Here is a 19675-nt window from a genome sequence, read left to right on the forward strand (position 1 = left end):
GCTGGAAGCCGCCGCCGCGCTGCTGCGGGGGGCACGCAAGCCCGTCCTGATGGTGGGCGGCGGTGCCCAGGGAGCCGCCGCCGAGGTCACCGCCTTCGCGCGGGCGTGGCGCCTCCCCACGATCACCACCCTGATGGGTCTGGGGGCCTTTCCCGCCTCCGATCCCCTCTGGCTGGGCATGCCGGGGATGCACGGCTCGGTCGCGGCCAACCGCGCGATCTCGGAGGCGGACGTGCTGATCGGCATCGGTCTGCGCTTCGACGACCGGGTGACCGGGCGGGTGCGCGACTTCGCGCCGCACGCCAGCATCATCCATATCGACCTCGACGCCGCCGAGATCAGCAAGATCGTGCGGGCGCACGTGCCGGTGCGCGCCGACGCCGCCCAGGCCGCCCGCCTGCTCACCGAACGGGCACAGCCCCTGAGCCATCCCAACTGGACCGCTGCGCTGGCCGAGTGGCGCACGCGCGGCGAGCATCCCACCCACTGGGGCGCGGCGCAGGCGGTGCGGCAGGTCGTCTCGCGCCTGAAACCGGACGACATCCTCAGCACCGACGTGGGCCAGCACCAGATGCTCGCGGCGCAACTTGCCCGCTTCGAGAAGCCCCGGCGCTGGCTGACCTCGGGCGGCCTGGGCACGATGGGCTTCGGCTTCCCGGCGGCCATCGGCGCGGCGCTGGCCGAACCCGGCGTGACCAGCATGGTGATCGCCGGGGACGGCGGCTTCCAGATGACCGCCCAGGAACTCGCCACCCTGACCAAGTACGGGATTCGCAACGTCAAGATCTGCGTCGTCAACAACTCGTACCTCGGCATGGTCCGCCAGTGGCAGGAACTCTTCCACGAGCGCCGCTACTCGGAGGTCTACCTGGGCGATTCCAACCCCGATTTTCTGAAGCTGGCGGACGCCTACGGGATTTCCGGCTGGCGGGCCGACAACCCGGCCGACCTGGAGGGCGCCATCGACGCCTGGCTCGCGCATGACGGCAGCGCCCTGCTGGAGGTCGTGGTGCCGAACGAGCACGGCGTCTTCCCGATGGTGCCCGCCGGGGCGGCCCTGAGCGAGATGATCGAGACCGAACCCCTGCCCGTCTCCGGAGGCTCCGCATGACCGCCGACCACCTGGCCGCGCCGCAGGACCACCTGGTGAGTGCGCTGGTCCGCGACGAGCCGCGCGTGCTGACCCGCATCACGTCCCTCTTCGGCCGCCGCGCCTACAACATCCGCAGCCTGTCGGTCGGCAGCACCGAGCAGCCGGGAGTCAGCCGCATGACGTTCGTGGTGACCGGCGACCGGAACATCGTCGAGCAGGCGATGAAACAGCTCGGGAAACTGCACGATGTGCTGCACGTCGTCGATCACAGCCTGGAGAAGTTCGTGGACCGCGAGCTCGTGCTCGTGAAGGTCGCTATCACTCCCGAGAGCCGCGTGGAGGTCCGCCAGATCGCCGAGGACTTCCGCGCCCGCATCGTGGACGTGGGCCGCCGCGCCCTGACCTTCGAGGTGACGGGCGACGAGGGCAAGGTCACCGCCTTTACCGAGCAGATGCGCCCCTTCGGCATTCTGGAAACCATGCGGACGGGCCGGGTGGCCCTCACGCGCGGCTCCAACGCCGATATTCCGGGCCACGTCTACCACGGCGGCGAGAGCCGGGCGCTCACCCCCGCGCTGGCGGAGGAGTCAGGCTCGCCTGGCCCTGTGTCCCCGGCCTCCTCTAGTCCGCAATCCAACCCCGCTCACACTGTGTAGGAGAATCCCTCATGGCAGCGACCCTGTACTACGACCGCGACGTGGACCTCTCGCCCCTCGAGGAGCGGCTGATCGCGATTATCGGCTACGGCTCGCAGGCCCACGCCCACGCCCAGAACCTGCGCGACAGCGGCCTGAATGTGGTCGTCGGCCTGCGCGAGGGGTCCGCCAGCCGCGCCAAGGCCGAGCGGGCAGGCCTGCGCGTGACGACCGTGGAGGACGCCACCCGCGAGGCCGACGTGATCATGCTGCTGATCCCCGACGAGGCGCAGCCGGGCCTGTACGAACAGAGCATCGCGCCCCACCTGACACCCGGCAAGGCCCTCGCGTTCGGGCACGGCTTCAACGTCCATTTCGGGCGCATCACGCCGCCCGAGGGCGTGGACGTGTTTCTGGTCGCGCCCAAGGGGCCGGGGCACATGTTGCGGCGCATCTACGCTGACGGTGGCGGGATGCCGGGCATCTTCGCGGTCGCGCAGGATGCCAGCGGCGGCGCCCGTGCCCTGGCCCTGGCCTACGCCCGCGGCATCGGCTGCACCCGTGCGGGCGTGCTCGAAACGACCTTCAAGGAGGAGACCGAGACCGATCTCTTCGGCGAGCAGTCCGTGCTCTGCGGCGGCGTGACCCACCTGATCCAGGCGGGCTTCGAGACGCTGGTGGAGGCCGGATACCAGCCCGAGATCGCCTATTTCGAGACGCTGCACGAGGTCAAGCTGATCGTGGACCTGATCTACGAGAAGGGCTTTTCAGGGATGCGCCACTCGATCTCCAACACCGCCGAGTTCGGGGACTACGTGACCGGGCCGCGCATCATCACGCCGGAGACCAAGGCCACCATGAAAGACGTGCTGACCGACATCCAGGGGGGGCGCTTCGCCGAGCGCTTCATCGCGGACGCCGAGGCCGGATTCCCGTACATGCAGGAGCAGCGTGGGAAGATGCGCGGCCACCTGCTCGAAACCGTGGGCGCCGAACTGCGCGCCAGGATGCCCTTTATCGAGAAGAAGGAACTGGAGGTCTAAGCCGCTCCCTTTCGGGCCGCCCATCCGCCGGGAGGGCGGCCTTTTTCAGGCCACGCTGTCCCGCCCACGCTCGCGGAGGGTTTCCGTGCCTGGGGGCGGTGCGGCCCTGGCGGAGGGCGCACACTCAGGCCAGGAAGACCTCGCACATTCTGGAAAAACTCCGTCCCGCAGGCCTGTTTCGCTGCGCCTCCCGCCCGCGCCTGAATGGAAGCGTGGGGGAGAGGAAGTCACCGGGGAGGAGATCCGCACCCACCACCGGCTGGAGGCGCAGAGCGAGCCGGAACGCTCCGCGACTGCCCCCCACTGGCCCGCCGCGTGACCCCGTGCAGACAACTCGCGCTCCGCTCCCGGCCCGGCCCGTACAGTGACCTATGTCCATGTTCAGCGGCCTGCTTCTTCTTCGCGTTCCTCCGGTGGAGTGAGCGGCGAAAAGCAGCGCCCGCCCGGCCCCCGGAGGAAAGCCTCTCCGGGGGCTTCTTCTTTTGCCCCTCTACGCGCGCACAGGAGAATTCCATGACCCAGCCCCACACCTCCCAGCCCGACCGCATCCGCATCTTCGACACCACCCTGCGCGACGGCGAGCAGTCGCCCGGCGTAGCGCTGAACCACGGGCAGAAGCTGGAGATCGCCCACCAGCTCGCCCGGCTGGGGGTGGACGTGATCGAGGCGGGCTTTCCCATCGCCAGCCCCGGCGACCTCGAAGGCGTGTCGCGCATCGCCCGTGAGGTGCGCGGGCCGGTCATCGCCGGGCTGGCCCGCGCGGGCCGCGCCGACATCGAGGCGGCGGCCAGGGCGGTCGAGGCCGCAGGCAGGCCCCGGATTCACACCTTCATCGCCACCAGCCCGATTCACATGGCCCGCAAGCTGAACCTGGAGCCGGACGCGGTGGTCGAGCGCGCGGTGGAGGCCGTGCGGCTGGCCCGCTCCTTCGTGGACGACGTGGAATTCAGCGCCGAGGACGCCACCCGCTCGGAGCGCGACTTCCTGGTCCGCATCTTCCGCGCGGTGTTGGAGGCCGGGGCGACCACCATCAACGTGCCCGACACGGTGGGCTACACCACGCCCGCCGAGATGCGCGCCCTGTTCGCCTACCTGAAGGCCGAGCTGCCGGAGCACGTGATCCTCTCCGCCCACTGCCACGACGACCTGGGGATGGCGGTCGCCAACTCCATCGCCGCCGCCGAGGGGGGCGCCCGGCAGATCGAATGCACGGTGAACGGCATCGGCGAGCGGGCCGGAAACGCCAGCCTGGAGGAGATCGTGATGGCCTTTCACACCCGGGGGGACGTGTACGGCTACGCCACCGGCATCCGCACCCGCGAGCTGTACCGCGCCTCCCGGCTGGTGAGCCGCCTCAGCGGGATGCCGGTGCAGCCCAACAAGGCCATCGTGGGCGACAACGCCTTTGCCCACGAGTCGGGCATCCATCAGGACGGCGTCCTGAAGGCCCGCGAGACCTACGAGATCATGCAGGCCGAGCAGGTGGGCCGCGAGGCCGCCGTGCTGATCATGGGCAAGCACTCGGGCCGCGCCGCCTTCCGCAAGGCGCTGACCGACCTGGGGTACGCGCTGGAGGAGGACCGGGTGGGGCCGCTGTTCGCCCGCTTCAAGGATCTCGCCGACCGCAAGGGGCAGGTCTCCGCCGACGACCTGCGCGCGCTGGTGGACAGCCGCAGCGACGTGCCGCAGACCTTCGCGCTGGAGGGCTTCCAGATCACCTCCGGCATGAACATGACCCCGGTGGCCTTTGTGCGCCTGAAGACCCCCGACGGCTCCGCCGAGGCCACCGCGCACGGCGACGGCCCGGTGGAGGCGGCGTTCCAGGCCATCGGGCGCGTCACCGGCATCAGCCCGGTGCTGGAGAGCTACCGCATCCAGGCCGTCACGGGGGGCGGCGACGCGGTGGGTGAGGTCAGCATCGGCGCCCGCTACGGCGAGATCAGCCTGCACGGCACCGGGGTCGCCACCGACGTGGTGGAGGCCAGCGCCCGCGCCTGGCTGCGGATCGTGAATCAGGTCGTGGCCGGACTGGGCAAGAGCCGCCAGGTGTCTCAGGCGTCGGTGTAGGGGCTGGCCTCCGCCCCACTGAGCCGGGTTCAGCCGAGGCCCAGCGCGAGCGCCAGGGAGGGGGCCGTCCGGCTGCCTTCCACCCGCGCCACCTCCCCCCGGTGTGCCCCAGCCGCAGGTAGCCCAGCCCCACCTTCGTGCAGCAGGACCAGGCGGCCGTCGGCGCTCAGGGCCGCGAGGCCCCACCCAGCCCGAGTTGGGATCTGTGGTCGTCGGCTTCAGGCGCAGCACCGGCCCCGCCTGCCCGGTGGCCGTGTTCAGGGGCCAGAACTCCAGCTCCACCGGATCGCGGCGGGCGTCCGGAGGTCTGGTCACGCCGTGTGGACGCCAGCGGCCTCTTCCGGGCGGGGAGCGTCCCTGGTGCCTGGGTCTCCCGGGCAGCTCCTCTCCACATTCAACATTGACTCCCGATATCGAATATCTATAATGAAGCATGCCCACCCACGACGGTGACCTGGAGCTGTCCCTGCTGACCCTGCTGGAAGGCGGGGAGTGCTACGGCCTGGAGCTGGCCAAGGAGTTGCGCACCCTGACGGGCGGCGACCTCGACCTCAACGCGGGCACCCTCTACCCGGCGCTGCACCGCATGGAGAAGAAGGGCTGGCTCGTCAGCGACTCGCGCCCCAGCGCCCGTGGGGGGCACCCGCTGCGCTACTACCGCCTGACCGAGGAGGGGCAAGCAGCCCTCGACGCCAAGCGCGACGCCTATGGGCGCTGGCACCGGGGCCTCACCGAACGCTGGGGGAAGGGATGAACGACCTCGACCGTTATCTCGACCGCGCGACCCGTGGGTTGCCCAAGACGGAGCGGCTAAGAATCCGCGAGGAACTCCAGGGCAGCGTGCTGGAACGCGCCGCTGAGCACCAGATCACCGGGGTGGGCTCCGACGAGGCCCTGCATCTCGCCCTGCGTGAGTTCGGCGACCCGGCGCCTCTGGCCAGCGGCCTGCGCCGCATCCACCTCTGGCCCCGGGTGGGTCTGTTCGGGGGCATGAGCAGCGCGGCACTCGCCCTGGGCCTGCTGACGGTCCTGCCGTCTCTGGCCCAGCCGGTCACGGTCACCACCCAGGGCCTGATCGCCCGCTGCGGGGCAGAGGGACCCCCGCCAGGAGAGCGGTCCTGCTCCCAGAGCCGCACCTTCTGGGTCAGCCTGGACAGCCTCCGGGCGCGGCTTGGGAAACAGGGGGCCACCCTCACGACCGTCACCCGGTCCTTCCCCAACCCGGAGGCGCAGAGTGAGGGGGAACCGGCCACCCTGAAGGAGAATTTCCTGCGGGTCGCCTGGTCGGACAGCGGGGGCGTGACCGGGCGCTTCGAGGTGCCGATCACGGATGCGCGCTTCGACGCGTTCACACGGAGATTCCACCGTGACCTGGAGGGGGCGTCCCTCGCGCCGCGGGACAGTGAGCAGGTGTTCACCCGGGACGGGCAGACCTTCCTGGATGGCCAGGGGCTGCTGGAGGCCCTGCGGTCGAGCACCACCCGCCCCCTGACCATCGAGCGCCCGCTGGACGGCCCCGTGGTTCAGGTCGGGCGGCCGCGGCTCGCAGTCGGCCAGCCGGGACGGGGCATCGCCGCCGGGGACCTGGTGGAGCGGACCGTGACCGGACTGCTGGTGCATGGCTACGGAGCGACGACCTTTGTGGGAGGAGGGCTGCTCCCGGGTCTGGGAGTCCAGACGGGCCGCGTCCAGGGCTACGGGCAGCGGGTGCGGGTCCGGGGCCAGCCGGGGGACCTGTACGTGGTGGTGCGGCCGATGACCCAGCCTGGAAGGGACACCCAGGGACTGGGCTTCGATGTGGTGACGGTGGGTCAGGATGGCCACATCGTCTTCCGCACGGCGCAGCCGCGGGTGCGCTACACCTCGAACGTGCGGGCGTTGGCGCAGAGCGGCTCCGGGAAGGCGGCGGTGGCGCTGCTGCACCTGGGTTCGGGGCTGCGCTGGGAGGCAGGGGGCCCGTTGAGGCACCGGGTGGAGGTGCCCTGAAGAAGGCCCCCTCCCACGTGAAGGCCAGACGCGGTGGCGCTGACGGAGCCTCATGCGCCGCGCCGTCCGGCGGACTCCCGGTCATGTCCCAGGACACCGCCGGTGATGTCGAGCCGCTTGTCTTCAGTCCGACTGGGTGGCCTGCACACCGCCGTGCAGCGCGTGCGGGCAACCGAAGACGGGGAGCGATGCCGCACTGGTTTAGGGTTCTCGGCCATCACGGCAGGGCCGACTCCCGGTGGGCCGGCCAGCAGGCACCGAAGCTACCGAACTGGCCAGAGGGCCAGGCAGGGCGCCAGGAGTGATTCGCCGACTCGGGGAATCAGTCGGTCCACACCCAGCGACTGACGATGAGGTTGTAAATATATACAACCCAGCTTTACCAGCACAGGCGTCCACCCTCCATTCCCGCTCCAGCCCTGGCCCTGGCCCGCGAGGCGAATGCGGCGCGCACCTGTTTTCGCAGCCCGGGCATGATCCACGGGTGCCGGTTGTGGAGGAGGGGATTGGGGGAGACCTTGATCGTATATATCGACGCTATGGGGGTACTCCCTGGCCCTGGCACTCGGCCAACGCGCGTCTCGCTGAGAGACGGACAGGCCTACCGCTGGTTTAAGTCAGGACGCAAGGGCCGAAACCCTGGGCCGTCCGCCGCCGGGGCAAGCGTGCCGGAGAGTGGACCCCGATCCGGACATGAGGCGGGACCTGACAACCACGGGCAGCCGACCTTGCCCCGGCCACACCCGGCGCGCCACCTACGGGGAAGACTTGCGAGAGCGTCCAGGCTGCGCTTCAGCACGGGGGCACGGGCCGCCTGGAGCGGGTGGCTGCGCCGCTCGTTCCTGACGACGGCTGACCCACGCGACAGGGACGTGACACGGACGCCGAGTGCTCGGCCAGTCCGGGCGCCCACCGCTGGATTTCACGACCGGCAGGACGTCACGCCAGGATAGGGACCGGCGCCACCACTGCTATAGAGAGCTACCGGCTCGTCAGCGGCTATGTACAGGTCCTGCGGGCGCAGGGGCTGACCTTGCAGCAGATCGCGGACCGGTTGAGTACGGAAGGCCACCGGACCGTGACCGGCAAGCTCGGGCGACCCACGCAGGTGCGAAATGTACTGCGGCGGGCAGCGGGGGAAGGCTACTGATTGCGACGTGGCTGTCTTTACGCCAGAGAACATCTGACCCTATTACTGGTAAGATGTTGCCAGTATGCGAACCGTCCAGTTCACCCTCCGGCATTACCTGGCCGCGCATGGCCTGAGCGCCTACCGGCTCGCCCAGGCCGCGCGTGGACGGGTCAGTGAGCGCACGGTGTACGCCCTCGCCAGGGGTGAGGCGAGTCGCGTTGACCTCGGAACCCTGGGGGCCGTCATGAGCACGTTGGAGGAACTCACCGGCGAGCCGGTCAGTCCCGCTGACCTGCTGACGGCCGTCACGGTGCCAGGACCGGACCACGAAGCGCGGGCCTGGCTGGACGGCGACGCCTCGCGTCTGGGCGAGTTCGGAGCCTATGACTGGGGCGGTGCAGACCCCTACACCCTGGGCGAGCCGGTACGGGTGGGGCCTGACGGTGAACTCGTGATCGGTGGCGAGTGACGGGGACCCTGACCCTGGGCGCGGTGTTCGTGGCCGACTTCCCCGAGCACGACCCCAGCGGACATGAGCAGGAAGGTCCCCGGCCCGCCGTCCTGGTCGGGCTACCCACGAACGCCGGACGGCCCCGCTTCCCGGTGTTGATGCTGGCCCCGGTCACGACCTTCCGGGAGCAGGTGTGGGTGACGGCCGCCCCCGACCTCTACCCCGTGCTCAGGGCTGGAGCCGGTGGCCTGCGGGTGGACTCGGTGGCCTTGGTCGACCAGACCCGCGCCCTCGATGCTTCACGGGTGTCCCGCTACCTGGGCACCCTGACGCCGGAGGACTACGCCCCGGTTCATGCAGCGGTGCGGCTGATCTTCAGCGTGTGACACTGCTGGAGCAATCAAGGGACACAGCAATCGGGAAAGATCTTTTTTGAAGTGTTCCAATCCCTTGCTCGGTACTGGTAGACCCGCAGCGTCTCGAACGGCTCTTCGGCCTGCTGATCCTGGCCCATGCCCTTACGGCCGTGGGCCCGATCCGATCTGGCGCTGGGTGGTTCCGCCAGGCCCTGCGGTGGGGTCTGGATGAGCTTCCCGATCTCCTGACCCTGCTCATGGCACCGTTCTCAGCACCAGGAGCGGCTGAAAGCGAAGTTGTCGGCTCCTGAGAAGCCCCCGACAGGCCTCTTCAATGAGGCGGCACGGTAAGCGAGCAGCCCATCAGTTGGGACGTCAGATAGCTTGCTCCCTGGGCTCTTTCGATCACTCTTTCCCGGCCGCGCTGTGGAGGCATGAGGCCTCCATGAAGGATGAAGGTCGCCTTCCCCACGTACCCAAGAGATGAGAGGCGTACAAGAAGACACCACATTTACGGGAGATCTCCTTCCCTTCAGCCCGGTAAAGGGGTCTTGTTCAGTCGGGACGCGATGACAGATGCCCTGTAGGCGGTCACCTGGGGCATTTCGAGCGAATGGTGAGCCCTCCCCGGCAGGAGGAACCTATGAACGCAGCCCGTTCTGTCCTGAGTGCCCTTCTGACGGCTCCGCTGCTTCTCACGGCCTGCGCCTCCGGGCCCCAGGCCGACGCCCCCCCGGCGCCCGTGTTGCAAGCCCAGATCACCTGGGGCCAGCGTGACGCCGGGGAGCACCCCTATGTCGGCACCCTGCTGTTCGTTCAGAACGGGGTGGGGTACTACAGCTGCACCGGGACGCTGCTCTCGCCGACCGTGATGCTCACCGCCGGGCACTGCGTCGAAGAGGGGGGCAACGAGAATGACGTCACCTACGTGAGTTTCGCGGAGGACCCACTGGCGACGCGGTCCCAGTACGGCACCACCAGCGAATGGCTTGAGGAGGAGTGGATCCTGGCGACCGATGTAGTCCCGCATCCCAACTACGACGACTACGCGGCGTTTCCGGACACCTACGACATCGGCCTGGTGATTCTCAGTGAAGCGGTGGCGATGGAGACCTACGGCGAGCTGTCTCCCCTGGGGTACTTTGGTACAACCTCCCAGGCCCGGCTCAAGGCGCAGCTGTTCGAATCGGTGGGCTACGGGGCCCAGGCCTGGAAGCCCGCGACCAGCAACAAACCGATTCCGGACGAGTACGCCCGGTACAAGGGCCAGCAACGCTTTATCGGGGTGGGGAGCAGCATCACCGGCACCCAGAGCGTGAAGTTCACCAACAACCCGGGGAACGGCAATGGCGGCGGCGGGACCTGCTTCGGCGACTCGGGCGGTCCGACCTTCCTCAACGACACCAATATCATCGCGGCCATCACCTCGTTCGGGGTCACCGCCAACTGCAAGGGCAACGACTACTCGTTCCGCCTGGACACGGCGCTGGCTCAGGACTTCATCACTCCGTACCTTCCCTAAGACCGCTGACCACGACATATATCTTGGAAGAGGCGTCGGTTCCTCAGGGGCTAGACGCCTCCTGGATTCAGCCGTTGCCCTGTCACCATTTCGGTCCCACTGTGGACCCAAGGGGGTCCCCGTCTGGCAACTGCAGGAGACGACGGCTCAGGGTGGACGGTCCGAAGTGGAAAGCCGGGGACGCTTCCCCGCGGCGGACATGCCCGAGGTGGATTCGCTGACCGTGCACATCCTGGCCATGGTGGCGGGGAAGACGGTGGCGGGGAAGAAAGCCAAGATGATCTCCACCCGCATCAAGGACGCCTTGACCTGTCCTGACCGTTAGACGACCGCCTGGCAAGCAAAGCGCCTTGGACCTGTCGCGCATCAGGATGCAGGTGAGCCAGCCTCTTGCTGCCAGAAGGGGTCTGTGGCGGGCCATGGCCGGGCGAACAGGTACCCCTGGGCCAGATGGCATCCCATCTGCTTGAGGAGTTCGGCTTCCGCCGGAGACTCCACGCCTTCGGCCACGGTGTCCAGTGCTGGGCACAGCCCTGGTCCTTCACCCAGCGCCCGCAGCGCCACAGGTGCAGCGTCAGCGCCGAGGCGGAGGTCATGCTGACGGGCCGCTGCAAGTCCAGGGTGGGTTGCAATATAAAGTTGTGTCTCTCGGTCGCTACAAGCAAAGTAGGACCACCAACCCCGACCACCAGCGCCAGAGACACCACACTGACCCGCAGGGCACGCCGGGCAGAGGGCAGCTTCCACCGCCGCCAGAACACCCACATCAGCAGAGCGGTCAAAGCCAGCCAGCTCAGCGTGAGGGGCAATGAGCGGTGCGGCCCGGTGAGCACCAGACCTCCATGCAGGTATTTAAAACCCGTGAGCGTGTAGCGCACCCGGTCGACGCGGGGGTGCGGGTTGTCACTGTCCATCGCCAGACCCAGGTCCCCGGCCACGGCCGTATCCAGGAACGTGAAGCCCAGCAATGCTACAGCGGCGAACAGCCCCAGCACGCTCCGGAGCGTCACGATCAGGTCAGGCCAGCGCCGCTTCACCACGGCTTGAAGCCCTGCACGGTGACCGTCAGGACGTACCCGCCGCCCGCTCCCTCCCAGGGCCTGATGCCCAGCGTCCCCAGCGCCTCACGACCATTGAGATCCTTGAGGCTGTACGTCACCACCCGCAATGGTCCGTCGGTCGTGTCCGTCCGTGCCCTCCACCCGGCCGCCTTGAGCTGAGCCGAGTAGAAGCCCAGGACCTCGTTTGCGGACCGGGCGGTCTGGACGTGGGCGCTGCTCATCGCCCCGCTGGGCGACGTGGCCGGGTAGGTCCCCTTGATGGTCGCGCCGGGGAAAACCTTCAGTAACGGCAGGCTGGACCGGGGAATAGAGGTGGGCGCTTTCTTGAACGACGCGATGACCTGCGCAGGGACCACGCCCACCTGAATGTCCAGCTCGGTGACGCCCGCCCGCTGGGAGATGCCAGCATTCAGGGAGAAATTGGGGGGTCCCCTCCCGGTAGAAGCTGTCGTTGCGCACCGTCTGCGCCGAGGCGAAGCCGAAAAGGGGCGCGTAATTTGGCCGGGCCTTCCAGCCGCTGGCTTCCAGGCTGCGGGTGAGGGCCGCCAGGGCCTCTTCGGGCTTCAGGGAGGTGCTGGTCAGGATGCGGTGCTGGACGTATTGCCCATTGTTGCTACTCGTGCGCAGGCTGGCGATCACGCCCAGGCGAGGGTCGAGCTGAATCGGCAGCGCACCGGGGACAGCTCCGTAGGTGACCTGCACGTCGGTGTTGGGGCCGTACATGCTGCGGAACAGGCGCTCGGCGAGTTGCTGCGCGGGTTCGGTAGGAGGCGGGGTGGCCTGCGCGAGGACAGGGGTGGAGGCCGTGGTCAGCAGGGCGGCGAGCAGCAGGCTGCGGGACATGCCGCACCCTAAGGTGCAGGGCTGACGGGTGCATCGGCCGAAGGTAGGAGGGCATTCACGGAGCTACTTCCGCTCCACCGCGGCCAGCACCCACAGCGCCTCACGGCCTACCGTTCCCGCGCACTGGGTCTGGCCTCTGCACCCGGGGTCGCGGTTGGGATGGTCCGGCAGGCTGGGCCGCTGAGCACCCGTCACGTCCAGCGACTGAACATTCGCTCCCCAGCCTGGCGGGAAGCCGCTCAGGAGGGTCATCTCGCTCAGCCGGCTGCCGTGCGTGGACAGCGTGTAGCGAATGCGCCCGGCTTCCCGGGTCTCGCGCACGGAAAGCGGCCCCAGGTAGGGCGAACGCAGGTGGACGCCCCAGTCGTTGTTCGCCTGCATCCAGGGAGTGGCCAGCATGTCCACGCCCGGAAGGGTGCCCACGACGGCCACGTGAGCGACGTCGTCGTAGGTGAGGGTATAGCCCCCGTTTTCGGCCACCAGCGCTCGCAGCGGGACGAAGCCGTCTTTCAAAGGAATCAGGCGGCTCCCGACCCGCGCGTTGCGCCCCTGAACCCGGCAGGTGAGGCCCAGCAGGTTGCAGGCGGGCTTCAGCGGGACCAGCACTCGGCCCGCCTCGAGACGGGGCAGGCCGCCCTGCGCGTCAATCCAGTGCAGCGAACCGAAGCGCACCGCGACGTGAGCCGCCGTGGCCGTGCTCGTCAGGGTGGCGGCAAGCAAGGTAAGCAGGAAAGACTTCTTCCAGGGCATGGCGACAGGCTACGGGGTGAAGCTGACCGGGAGCGGGAGACCTGCTCAGGGCAAGAGGCCCTTTACCGGGGTGGATGGAGCCACAGGCGGATGGTGGCCTGCCCGGTGCTCCCCAGCGCGTGCCCTGCTTCTGCACGGTCAGATCGAGCACCAAGAGGCTCGGCCGGGCGTCCCTGGTCGCCGTGACCTTCAGCGTGAGCTGACCACCCTGGAAGAAGGGGCGGCGGGCGTGGACCCTCAGGTCCTGGTCCTGGTAGAAGACGGTCTCCTTGCCCAATCCCTGGGGGCGGGCGAACAGCTCTCCGATGGAACGGTTCAGCCAGCGGCGGTTGACCTGCACCACATTCACGGGTCTGTCGGCAGGAACGCCCCATTCAGGTCGAAGAGCAGGGTGACCTCCCGGGTCTCGCCGGGGCGGAGGTTGAGGGAGGTCGAGAACTCTCTTTGCCAGGGTTGCCGCTCGGCGTTCCGGAGGTAGACCAGGGGGTCCAGGCAGAAGGGCGTGTGCGTGCAGATCGTCTGGATCTGCTGGCTTTTGGGCGACGTGAGCCAGGCCCCGAAGGCGATCAGCGCCAGGGCCAGAACGACGCGCCGCATCCACCGCATCCGGTCCTTCATGCCCGCCCCCAGTCATGGCGTCCCCTTGGCGTCACGGTTCCTCCCGGTCGCTGCGGTCCCACAGCCGGAAGGCGCCCCAGCCCACCAGGCCCCCGGTCAGCGCCAGTGCCGCCGCCGCCCAGTAGAGCTGGGGCAGATGCACACCCGAGATCTCATCCATCGAAGTGAAGACGGCCACCGCCAGCGCCAGCCCGAACAGGCCCACGGCACCCAGGGTCGCCAGGATGGCCAGCAGGCGGGCCCACTTCACCACGCCTTATTGTCCCCTGGCCTTGCGGCAGTCGATCCGGGCCGAGCCAGTGCGGTACCGGGCGGTAGCCTTCTGGGTCGGGTCCGCTTTCAGGGTCGCGGTGATGACGGTCGTCTGGAGGGTCTTGAGGCACTTCGTCCGCAGGACCCCGAGCCGGTCAATGGTGGCGACTTCCGGGCGGCTGGAGTGCCAGGTCGCGTCGCGGCGGACACTCGCCGGGGCATCCAGGAAGACCCGGTAGGCCGTCCAGGCGGGCCAGGAGCCACTCACGTCGCCCCGGGTGGAGCGAATCTGGAAGTCGCGGATCAGCGGGGCGTCGGGCCGGGGCCTCAAGGTCAGGGTGAGGTGGGGCGGGTTCACCGGGCCGCAGCTTCCCTCTTGCACGCGCACGCCCCGCACGGTGGTGGGCTGGTACCAGCGCTTGGACGCCGTGACGGTGTAGCGCCCGTCCGCGCCCTTCTGGAAGGAGACCTTGAGGGTGTCTGCGCGAGAGCGGGAGTCCCCGATACCAGCAGCGGCTGTGCCCAGAACCAGGCCGCGCTCGTTCTGGACGGTGACGGAAACTGGGGAGATGAAGATGCTGGGACACACCGAGGGCGGTGGGGACGCCGCGAGCGGGCTGGCTGCCAGAGCCAGGGTCCACAGGGAAGCGAGCATGACCTCAGGCTACGTCCAGTGTCTGACGCCAGGCTGTACGGGGGAGTGGCAAAGATCCGTTGGGAGCTGACCGTGACCTCGCGTTCGTGGGGACCTGTACCGCCCCGCCAGAACGGAGGCCGGACGCCCGGCAGGGGCCCGGACACCCGCGCTCATGCCCCGCCCCCCTCTCACGGCCCGTCAGCCTGCCGCCCCTAGGCTGGAGTCCCATGACGAAGCCCCATTCGGTGCCCCGCCGCTGGCGGCTGGCCGCTGCCCTGACCTGCGCCGTGCTGACCGGCGCGGCCCCTGCTCTGCAACTCTCTCCCGGCGGGGCGGCCCGCATCGACGGCCACGCGGCGGGCACCTTCGACACGCTGAATTCCCCGGCGGGCTTCGCGGGGGGGCTGGCCTGGGGACCGGACGGCACCGCCTACACCCTGGACGGGACGCGGCTCCTCTACCGCTGGAACGCACAGACCGGAAGGCCCCTGTCGCGCCAGGTGTTGACACTTCCGACCAGCTTGCCGGGCGCGAAGGCGGACTACGGGCCGAGGTTGCTTCTGGACGNACGCGGCTCCTCTACCGCTGGAACGCACAGACCGGAAGGCCCCTGTCGCGCCAGGTGTTGACACTTCCGACCAGCTTGCCGGGCGCGAAGGCGGACTACGGGCCGAGGTTGCTTCTGGACGGCTACCGCGCGGATGGCGGCGCGCTGACCGGGCCGTTCATCCGGGTCCGGGGCTACAAGAAGGGGACACCCTACCAGACCGCCTACACCCTGCGAGCGGACGGGCGGGCCGTGCTGGGCGACATCTGCGCCTCCTCGCAAAATCACCTGGTCGGCTGCGCCGCAGGGTACGGCGTGACGGTCCTTCCCCCTCAGAAGGGGCGGGCGACCCTGCGCCTGTCGGGCCGGGAGGGGCCGGTGAGTGACATCACCCTGCCCGCCGGACAGGTGCTGGACGTGGAACCCTCGCCCGACGGCACGCGGGTGGCGGCGCTGCGCACGGTGGAGAAGCGCGCCTATGAACGGGATGCGGTCCTGTACCTCGATATAGCCACCCGGGATGGTAAGGTTCTGTCGCGGCAGGTGCTGGGCAGCTTCGGGGTCAGGCGCGACGGTGAGCCCCAGGTGCGCTGGGTGGACGCGGGGCGGCTGCTGACCGCGACGCCCCGGACCACCTCCGTCACGTACAGCGCCAGCGGGCATCAGGTCAGCTTGTGGAGCCTGAGCGGTCAGGGGCCTCGCTGGATCGTGGGGAGAGGTGAACTGCGCGACGCCGTGCCCTCGCCCGATGGCACGCTGTTCCTGACCGTTCGGGACGGCAGCGTGCCCGAGGTCCGCCGCGTCTCGGACGGCGCGTTCGTGCGCCCCCTGGGCACGGCGGTCACGGCGTCGGTGCCCTGGCCCGGCGGCAGCGCCTTGCTGGCACTGGACACCGGCGACGGGCAGGGCGAACTGCGGGTGGTGCGTCCGGGGAGCCAGGGTCGGCGCCTGGGCGGGCCGGGACTGGAGGGCGTGACCGGGCTGGCGGTGAGTCCAGACGGGCAATTCATCGCCGCCGCCCGCTCCGAAAGTGTGGCGGTCCTCGACCGCGCCGGGCGGACTCTGCACACCTTCGCGCTGCCGGAGAACGTCTACCGGACGGAGTTGGGCTTCTCCGGGCCGAGGACGCTGTTCGCGCGGCTGGAGAGTGGGGGCGACGACGGGCAGGGCCGCACCTGGGACGCGGTGACCGGACGGCTGCTGAGCCAGGAGGTCAACGCCCGCCCGGTGGGGACGATGCAACTGCGGACGGAAGTCCGGCAGCGGCCGGGTGGGGGCTCCCAGTCGCGGCTGGGCGTCACCGACCAGAGGGGCCGGGTCGTGTGGCAGGAGGCGTGGCGCAGCACTTCTCGCCCGTATCTCCTGCCGAGTCCCGATGGCCGGGCGGTGGTGCGGGGGGTGGCCCGTCCGATCAAGGGTGTGGCGTACCGGTCTGACCTGTACCTCTACCGCCTCGACCCCCGCACGGGTCGAGCAGATCCCGGCCTGGCCCTGCGGGTGGGCGACCTGCGCGACGTGTACCGGGGGCTGAGGCTGCTGGACTACGCCCGGGACCGCCGTCATGTGCTGCTGTATGAGGCGTCCGGGGACGGGTGCGGCGCGGCCTTTTACGGCCTGCGTCTGGCTGACCTAGAAGCGCGGCGGGAAGTGAAGCTCCCCCCCGCACTGACCACGGGCCTGACCCGCCTGACCGGCTGCGGTTACCCGACCCCCTGGCCCACTGCCGCCTTCACGCCCGAAGGAACAGGGCTGCTGGTGCGCGATGGCAATGCGCTGGACTGGTGGCGGCTCCAGTGAGAAACGGGGCCAGGTGGGTCTGTCTCTGGCCCTGACGACAGTGAAAAGGAGCGTGCCCGGCGGCCTCAGGCCCCGTCATGTCCGCAACACTGCTGGGGATGGCGGCACACGGGTGGCCACAGCGGCCTGCCGCGCCGGATCCCACAGCAGGTAGACCTGACTGGTGCGGCCCACGTGGCGCACCGCCCAGGGCTGGAGGAACACCACGCAGGTCTGTCCGGGTTCCGGGGCGCGCACACTCTCGTAGACGATGCCCGCCCGGTTCTGGGCCCGCACCTCCTCTCCCAGGGGCTGCGAGTAGGCGTAGGAATCGGGGTCGATGGCCAGATGCTGGCGGTAGTCCGGATCCTGCATCGCGTCGTAGAAGGTGTCCTGGGCATCGCACTCATACACCGTGTACTCCGTCACGTGGAGTGTGTCCGTCAGCCCCTCGTCGATGGCCCTCGCCTTGAAGTGATGGGCCACCTCGTGGACGCAGGTCACCAGCCTGTCGGCGGCGTACCACGCGCCGTGTCCCGGTACCGGCACGTTGAAGCGGTTGTTGCCCGCGTGCTCGAAAGCCGCCAAAACCATCTGCTCGTACGGCTGGTAGGTAACGCCCTGACCGCTGGTGACCCGGCCGTTGGTGAGGTTGTCCAGGTCGAGCAGGATGTCGAATTCATCCGGGTCCTGGGTAATGGCGCCGAGCACCGACGGGCGGGGCGTCTGGGCCTCATACCGGGAGGGAATCAGCCGGGAGGTCCGGGCCTGGTGTGCCCTCAGCGGTGGAGGCTCCCTCAAAGGTCCACCACCGTCCCGAAGTTCGAGGCGGCCTTCCGGGCCTCGGGCGTGACCGAGAACATCCCGCTGCGGTCGGCATCCAGCAGGCGGCGCACCTCGTACATCGCGGGGATCCCGCCCCGGCTCATGTAGTCCAGAGGAGTCTGCCCGACAAAGGGATGCCGACGATTGGCCCGCCTGAGCCAGCCATCGGCCGCAGCGTCGTCGTACAGGATGTGCAGCGCCTTGTAGATGCCGACGACCAGGCTCAGCCGGGTGAGCTGGTCCTGGGTCAATTCTGGCCCGTTCCCCGCGCCTGCGCGCTGCAGGCTCCGTGCGCTGAGGCCGAGCAGCCAGGCCTGCTGTTCCCGGTTCAGGCCCATGTGTTCCAGCATGCGAATGCCAGCGGGCAGCCCCCTGGACAGGCGCTGAATGACCGCCGGGTTGGTGGTGTCCGGAGCCTGCTGGTTGAGCAGCGGCTCTCTGATGGCGCGAGTGGCCCGGGACATAGCGATCTCCTTTCGAATCCAGCCGGACTCGTGTCCGAAGAGTATACGCCTGGAGTCCGGCACATGTCCCGTTGAACCTGTGGAGGGTGCGCACCTCCAGGACATGTCCCATCCATCAGGAGCTTGTGTGGTGCGGGGGGCAGGCAAGCGTCTACGGGGCCGCACCCTGCCCGGTCCAGTGGCCCCGCGCGGCACCCGGCGTTCCGGAGGGCGGCCTCCCTGCGTGGGCCACGCTCTCGGCGGCCTCGGAGGCTGGTCCCTCCAGGGTGAGGGATGGAACCGTGCGGCGCAACACGCCGGATGGCTCAGGCTGGGGCCGGGTGAACGTGCAGCAGAGCGTTTCCGGCCTGGTATGGCTGAGGTCAGCTTCGTCCCCTAGCCTGTGGCATGGCCCGATCCCTGCTGCTGGCGTCCCTCCTGCTGGCTGTACCCACGGCGACTCTTGCCCAGACCACGGCCCTGACCCCTCACTTGCGGACCACCGTGCAGACGCCCAACCTGGGAACGGGACCGCTGGCCCTGAGCCCGGACGGGCGGACGGTGGCGGTGCTGCGGCTCGACCGGGTGCGGGGAGGCCGGGCCACCCTGGTCCTGAGTGATGCCCGGACCGGCCAGGAACTTCGCCGGATCGCCACCACGAACACGTACGACGGGGCGCTGGCCTTCAGTCCCGACGGACAGACCCTCGTCAACGTCGGCTCGGACGTTCAGGCCTATGACGTGACGACGGGCCGGGTCCGCTGGAGCCACAGTTCCAGCGACGCGGTCCCCAGCAGCCCCGCGGTCGTCTTCAGCCCCGACGGAACAGCGGTCTACTTCTCCCACCTCGACACGGTCGGGAACCGGCACCTCATCCGCAGTGATGCGCGGACGGGGAAGGGCCTCTGGGACGCTTTCCGCATTGCCTCGGCGGCGGAGGCCCCGTCCCGCGAGGAGAGCTTCTACGGCCGCGTCCTGTCCCTGGCCGTTCACCCGGCGGGTGGGGTGCTGGCCTCCGGATCTTTCGGCGGGGGCATCGTGGTGTGGAACGCGGCGACGGGTCAGAGAACCGGCATCCTCACAGATCAGTCTTCCTCGACTCGGCCTACTCAGGCGGCCCTTGACGGCCAGACCGCACACGGCGGGCGGGTGACAGGGATGACCTTCGCCCCGGACGGCACCCTGATCTCCGGAGCGAACGACGGCACGGTGAAGCGCTGGGACCTGGCGACCGGCCGGAAGCTGGGGGAAGCCCTGCTGCCGGACGGCGTGCAGGCCCTGACGCTGCGGCCGGGTGGCAAGGGCGTGCTGGTCGCCTCCGGGAGGAGCGTCGTCCAGCTCGGCCTGCCGGACCTGGGGCGGGAACGGGTGCTTGTGGGACACGCGGACGAGGTAAGGTCCCTCGCCCCCGCTGGAGACGCGCTCTGGACGTCTAGCGCCGACAGCACCGTCAAGCGCTGGACTCTGCGGAGTGGTCTGGACGAGGCGACCTACGGCACGGTGAAGACCGCCGCCGTCAGTCCGGACGGGCATACCTTCGCTCTGAACCTGGGGGACGCCGCCGTGCGCCTGACCGATGCGCGGGGCCAAACCCTGAGAGGGTGTTTGAAAAGGGTCAGGTTGTGGGGCAGTTTTGAG

At 69.2% G+C, this 19675-nt stretch carries 20 protein-coding genes and 1 riboswitch; of the genes, 12 read left to right on the forward strand and 8 right to left on the reverse strand.

What is annotated here, in order from left to right; all coding sequences use genetic code 11:
• The 10 genes from QOL99_RS06380 to QOL99_RS06425 all read left to right on the forward strand — a co-directional run.
• Positions 1-1111 (forward strand): thiamine pyrophosphate-dependent enzyme (locus tag QOL99_RS06380; RefSeq protein WP_285522363.1); only part of this gene is annotated, 1111 nt, incomplete at its 5' end.
• Complete coding sequence (gene ilvN, locus QOL99_RS06385) at positions 1108-1749, forward strand: acetolactate synthase small subunit (protein WP_285522365.1); 642 nt, start codon at positions 1108-1110, stop codon at positions 1747-1749. The genes QOL99_RS06380 and ilvN, both read left to right, overlap by 4 nt.
• 11 nt (positions 1750-1760) lie before the next feature.
• Positions 1761-2771 carry a ketol-acid reductoisomerase gene (gene ilvC, locus QOL99_RS06390; RefSeq protein WP_285522367.1) on the forward strand — a complete coding sequence of 337 codons (1011 nt, stop codon included), beginning with the start codon at positions 1761-1763 and terminating at the stop codon, positions 2769-2771.
• A gap of 513 nt (positions 2772-3284) precedes the next feature.
• Positions 3285-4838: a 2-isopropylmalate synthase gene (locus QOL99_RS06395; protein WP_285522369.1), complete on the forward strand. Its 1554-nt coding sequence runs from the start codon at positions 3285-3287 to the stop codon at positions 4836-4838.
• A 433-nt stretch (positions 4839-5271) separates the two neighbouring features.
• Positions 5272-5592 carry a PadR family transcriptional regulator gene (locus QOL99_RS06400; RefSeq protein WP_285522370.1) on the forward strand — a complete coding sequence of 107 codons (321 nt, stop codon included), beginning with the start codon at positions 5272-5274 and terminating at the stop codon, positions 5590-5592.
• Positions 5589-6824, forward strand: a complete 1236-nt coding sequence (locus QOL99_RS06405) for a permease prefix domain 1-containing protein (protein ID WP_285522371.1) — start codon at positions 5589-5591, stop codon at positions 6822-6824. The genes QOL99_RS06400 and QOL99_RS06405 overlap by 4 nt, the downstream gene beginning before the upstream one ends.
• Positions 6825-8038: 1214 nt before the next feature.
• Positions 8039-8425 carry a helix-turn-helix domain-containing protein gene (locus tag QOL99_RS06410; protein ID WP_285522374.1) on the forward strand — a complete coding sequence of 129 codons (387 nt, stop codon included), beginning with the start codon at positions 8039-8041 and terminating at the stop codon, positions 8423-8425.
• Positions 8422-8793: a type II toxin-antitoxin system PemK/MazF family toxin gene (locus QOL99_RS06415; protein WP_285522375.1), complete on the forward strand. Its 372-nt coding sequence runs from the start codon at positions 8422-8424 to the stop codon at positions 8791-8793. Before QOL99_RS06410 ends, QOL99_RS06415 begins: the two co-directional genes overlap by 4 nt.
• A gap of 523 nt (positions 8794-9316) precedes the next feature.
• Positions 9317-9400, forward strand: a riboswitch (cyclic di-GMP riboswitch).
• Positions 9401-9406: 6 nt separating this feature from the next.
• The gene (locus QOL99_RS06420; RefSeq protein ID WP_285522376.1) at positions 9407-10285 is read left to right on the forward strand and encodes a trypsin-like serine protease; all 879 of its coding nucleotides are present in this window, start codon (positions 9407-9409) and stop codon (positions 10283-10285) included.
• A 199-nt stretch (positions 10286-10484) separates the two neighbouring features.
• Positions 10485-10610: a hypothetical protein gene (locus tag QOL99_RS06425; protein ID WP_285522377.1), complete on the forward strand. Its 126-nt coding sequence runs from the start codon at positions 10485-10487 to the stop codon at positions 10608-10610.
• A gap of 41 nt (positions 10611-10651) precedes the next feature.
• Here the strand turns inward: QOL99_RS06425 and QOL99_RS17755 are convergent, their stop codons facing one another.
• From QOL99_RS17755 to QOL99_RS06455, 6 genes are all read right to left on the reverse strand, one after another.
• Complete coding sequence (locus QOL99_RS17755; RefSeq protein WP_326522577.1) at positions 10652-11050, reverse strand: EAL domain-containing protein; 399 nt, start codon at positions 11048-11050, stop codon at positions 10652-10654.
• Positions 11051-11318: 268 nt separating this feature from the next.
• On the reverse strand, positions 11319-11702 hold the full coding sequence (locus QOL99_RS06435) for a hypothetical protein (RefSeq protein WP_285522378.1): 384 nt from the start codon (positions 11700-11702) through the stop codon (positions 11319-11321).
• A 550-nt stretch (positions 11703-12252) separates the two neighbouring features.
• On the reverse strand, positions 12253-12939 hold the full coding sequence (locus QOL99_RS06440) for a hypothetical protein (RefSeq protein ID WP_285522379.1): 687 nt from the start codon (positions 12937-12939) through the stop codon (positions 12253-12255).
• 345 nt (positions 12940-13284) lie between these two features.
• Positions 13285-13536 (reverse strand): hypothetical protein, encoded by a 252-nt coding sequence (locus tag QOL99_RS06445; protein WP_285522381.1) that lies wholly within the window; start codon positions 13534-13536, stop codon positions 13285-13287.
• A gap of 52 nt (positions 13537-13588) precedes the next feature.
• Positions 13589-13807: a hypothetical protein gene (locus QOL99_RS06450; RefSeq protein ID WP_285522382.1), complete on the reverse strand. Its 219-nt coding sequence runs from the start codon at positions 13805-13807 to the stop codon at positions 13589-13591.
• A 6-nt stretch (positions 13808-13813) separates the two neighbouring features.
• Positions 13814-14464: a hypothetical protein gene (locus tag QOL99_RS06455; RefSeq protein WP_285522383.1), complete on the reverse strand. Its 651-nt coding sequence runs from the start codon at positions 14462-14464 to the stop codon at positions 13814-13816.
• A 625-nt stretch (positions 14465-15089) separates the two neighbouring features.
• On the opposite strand from QOL99_RS06455, the gene QOL99_RS06460 reads away from it, so the two are divergent.
• A complete protein-coding gene (locus QOL99_RS06460; RefSeq protein ID WP_285522384.1) occupies positions 15090-16790 on the forward strand; it encodes a WD40 repeat domain-containing protein in 1701 nt (566 codons plus the stop codon).
• A 75-nt stretch (positions 16791-16865) separates the two neighbouring features.
• Here the strand turns inward: QOL99_RS06460 and QOL99_RS06465 are convergent, their stop codons facing one another.
• Both QOL99_RS06465 and QOL99_RS06470 read right to left on the reverse strand, forming a co-directional pair.
• The gene (locus QOL99_RS06465) at positions 16866-17570 is read right to left on the reverse strand and encodes an RES family NAD+ phosphorylase (protein WP_285522385.1); all 705 of its coding nucleotides are present in this window, start codon (positions 17568-17570) and stop codon (positions 16866-16868) included.
• Positions 17567-18058, reverse strand: coding sequence for an antitoxin Xre-like helix-turn-helix domain-containing protein (locus QOL99_RS06470; protein ID WP_285522387.1), 492 nt, complete (start codon positions 18056-18058; stop codon positions 17567-17569). Before QOL99_RS06470 ends, QOL99_RS06465 begins: the two co-directional genes overlap by 4 nt.
• Positions 18059-18445: 387 nt before the next feature.
• Between QOL99_RS06470 and QOL99_RS06475 the strand changes: the two genes are divergently transcribed.
• Positions 18446-19675 (forward strand): WD40 repeat domain-containing protein (locus tag QOL99_RS06475; RefSeq protein WP_285522388.1); only part of this gene is annotated, 1230 nt, incomplete at its 3' end.

The sequence above is a fragment of the Deinococcus rhizophilus genome, assembly GCF_030271215.1.
In the GTDB taxonomy this organism is placed as follows: Bacteria; Deinococcota; Deinococci; order Deinococcales; family Deinococcaceae; genus Deinococcus; species Deinococcus rhizophilus.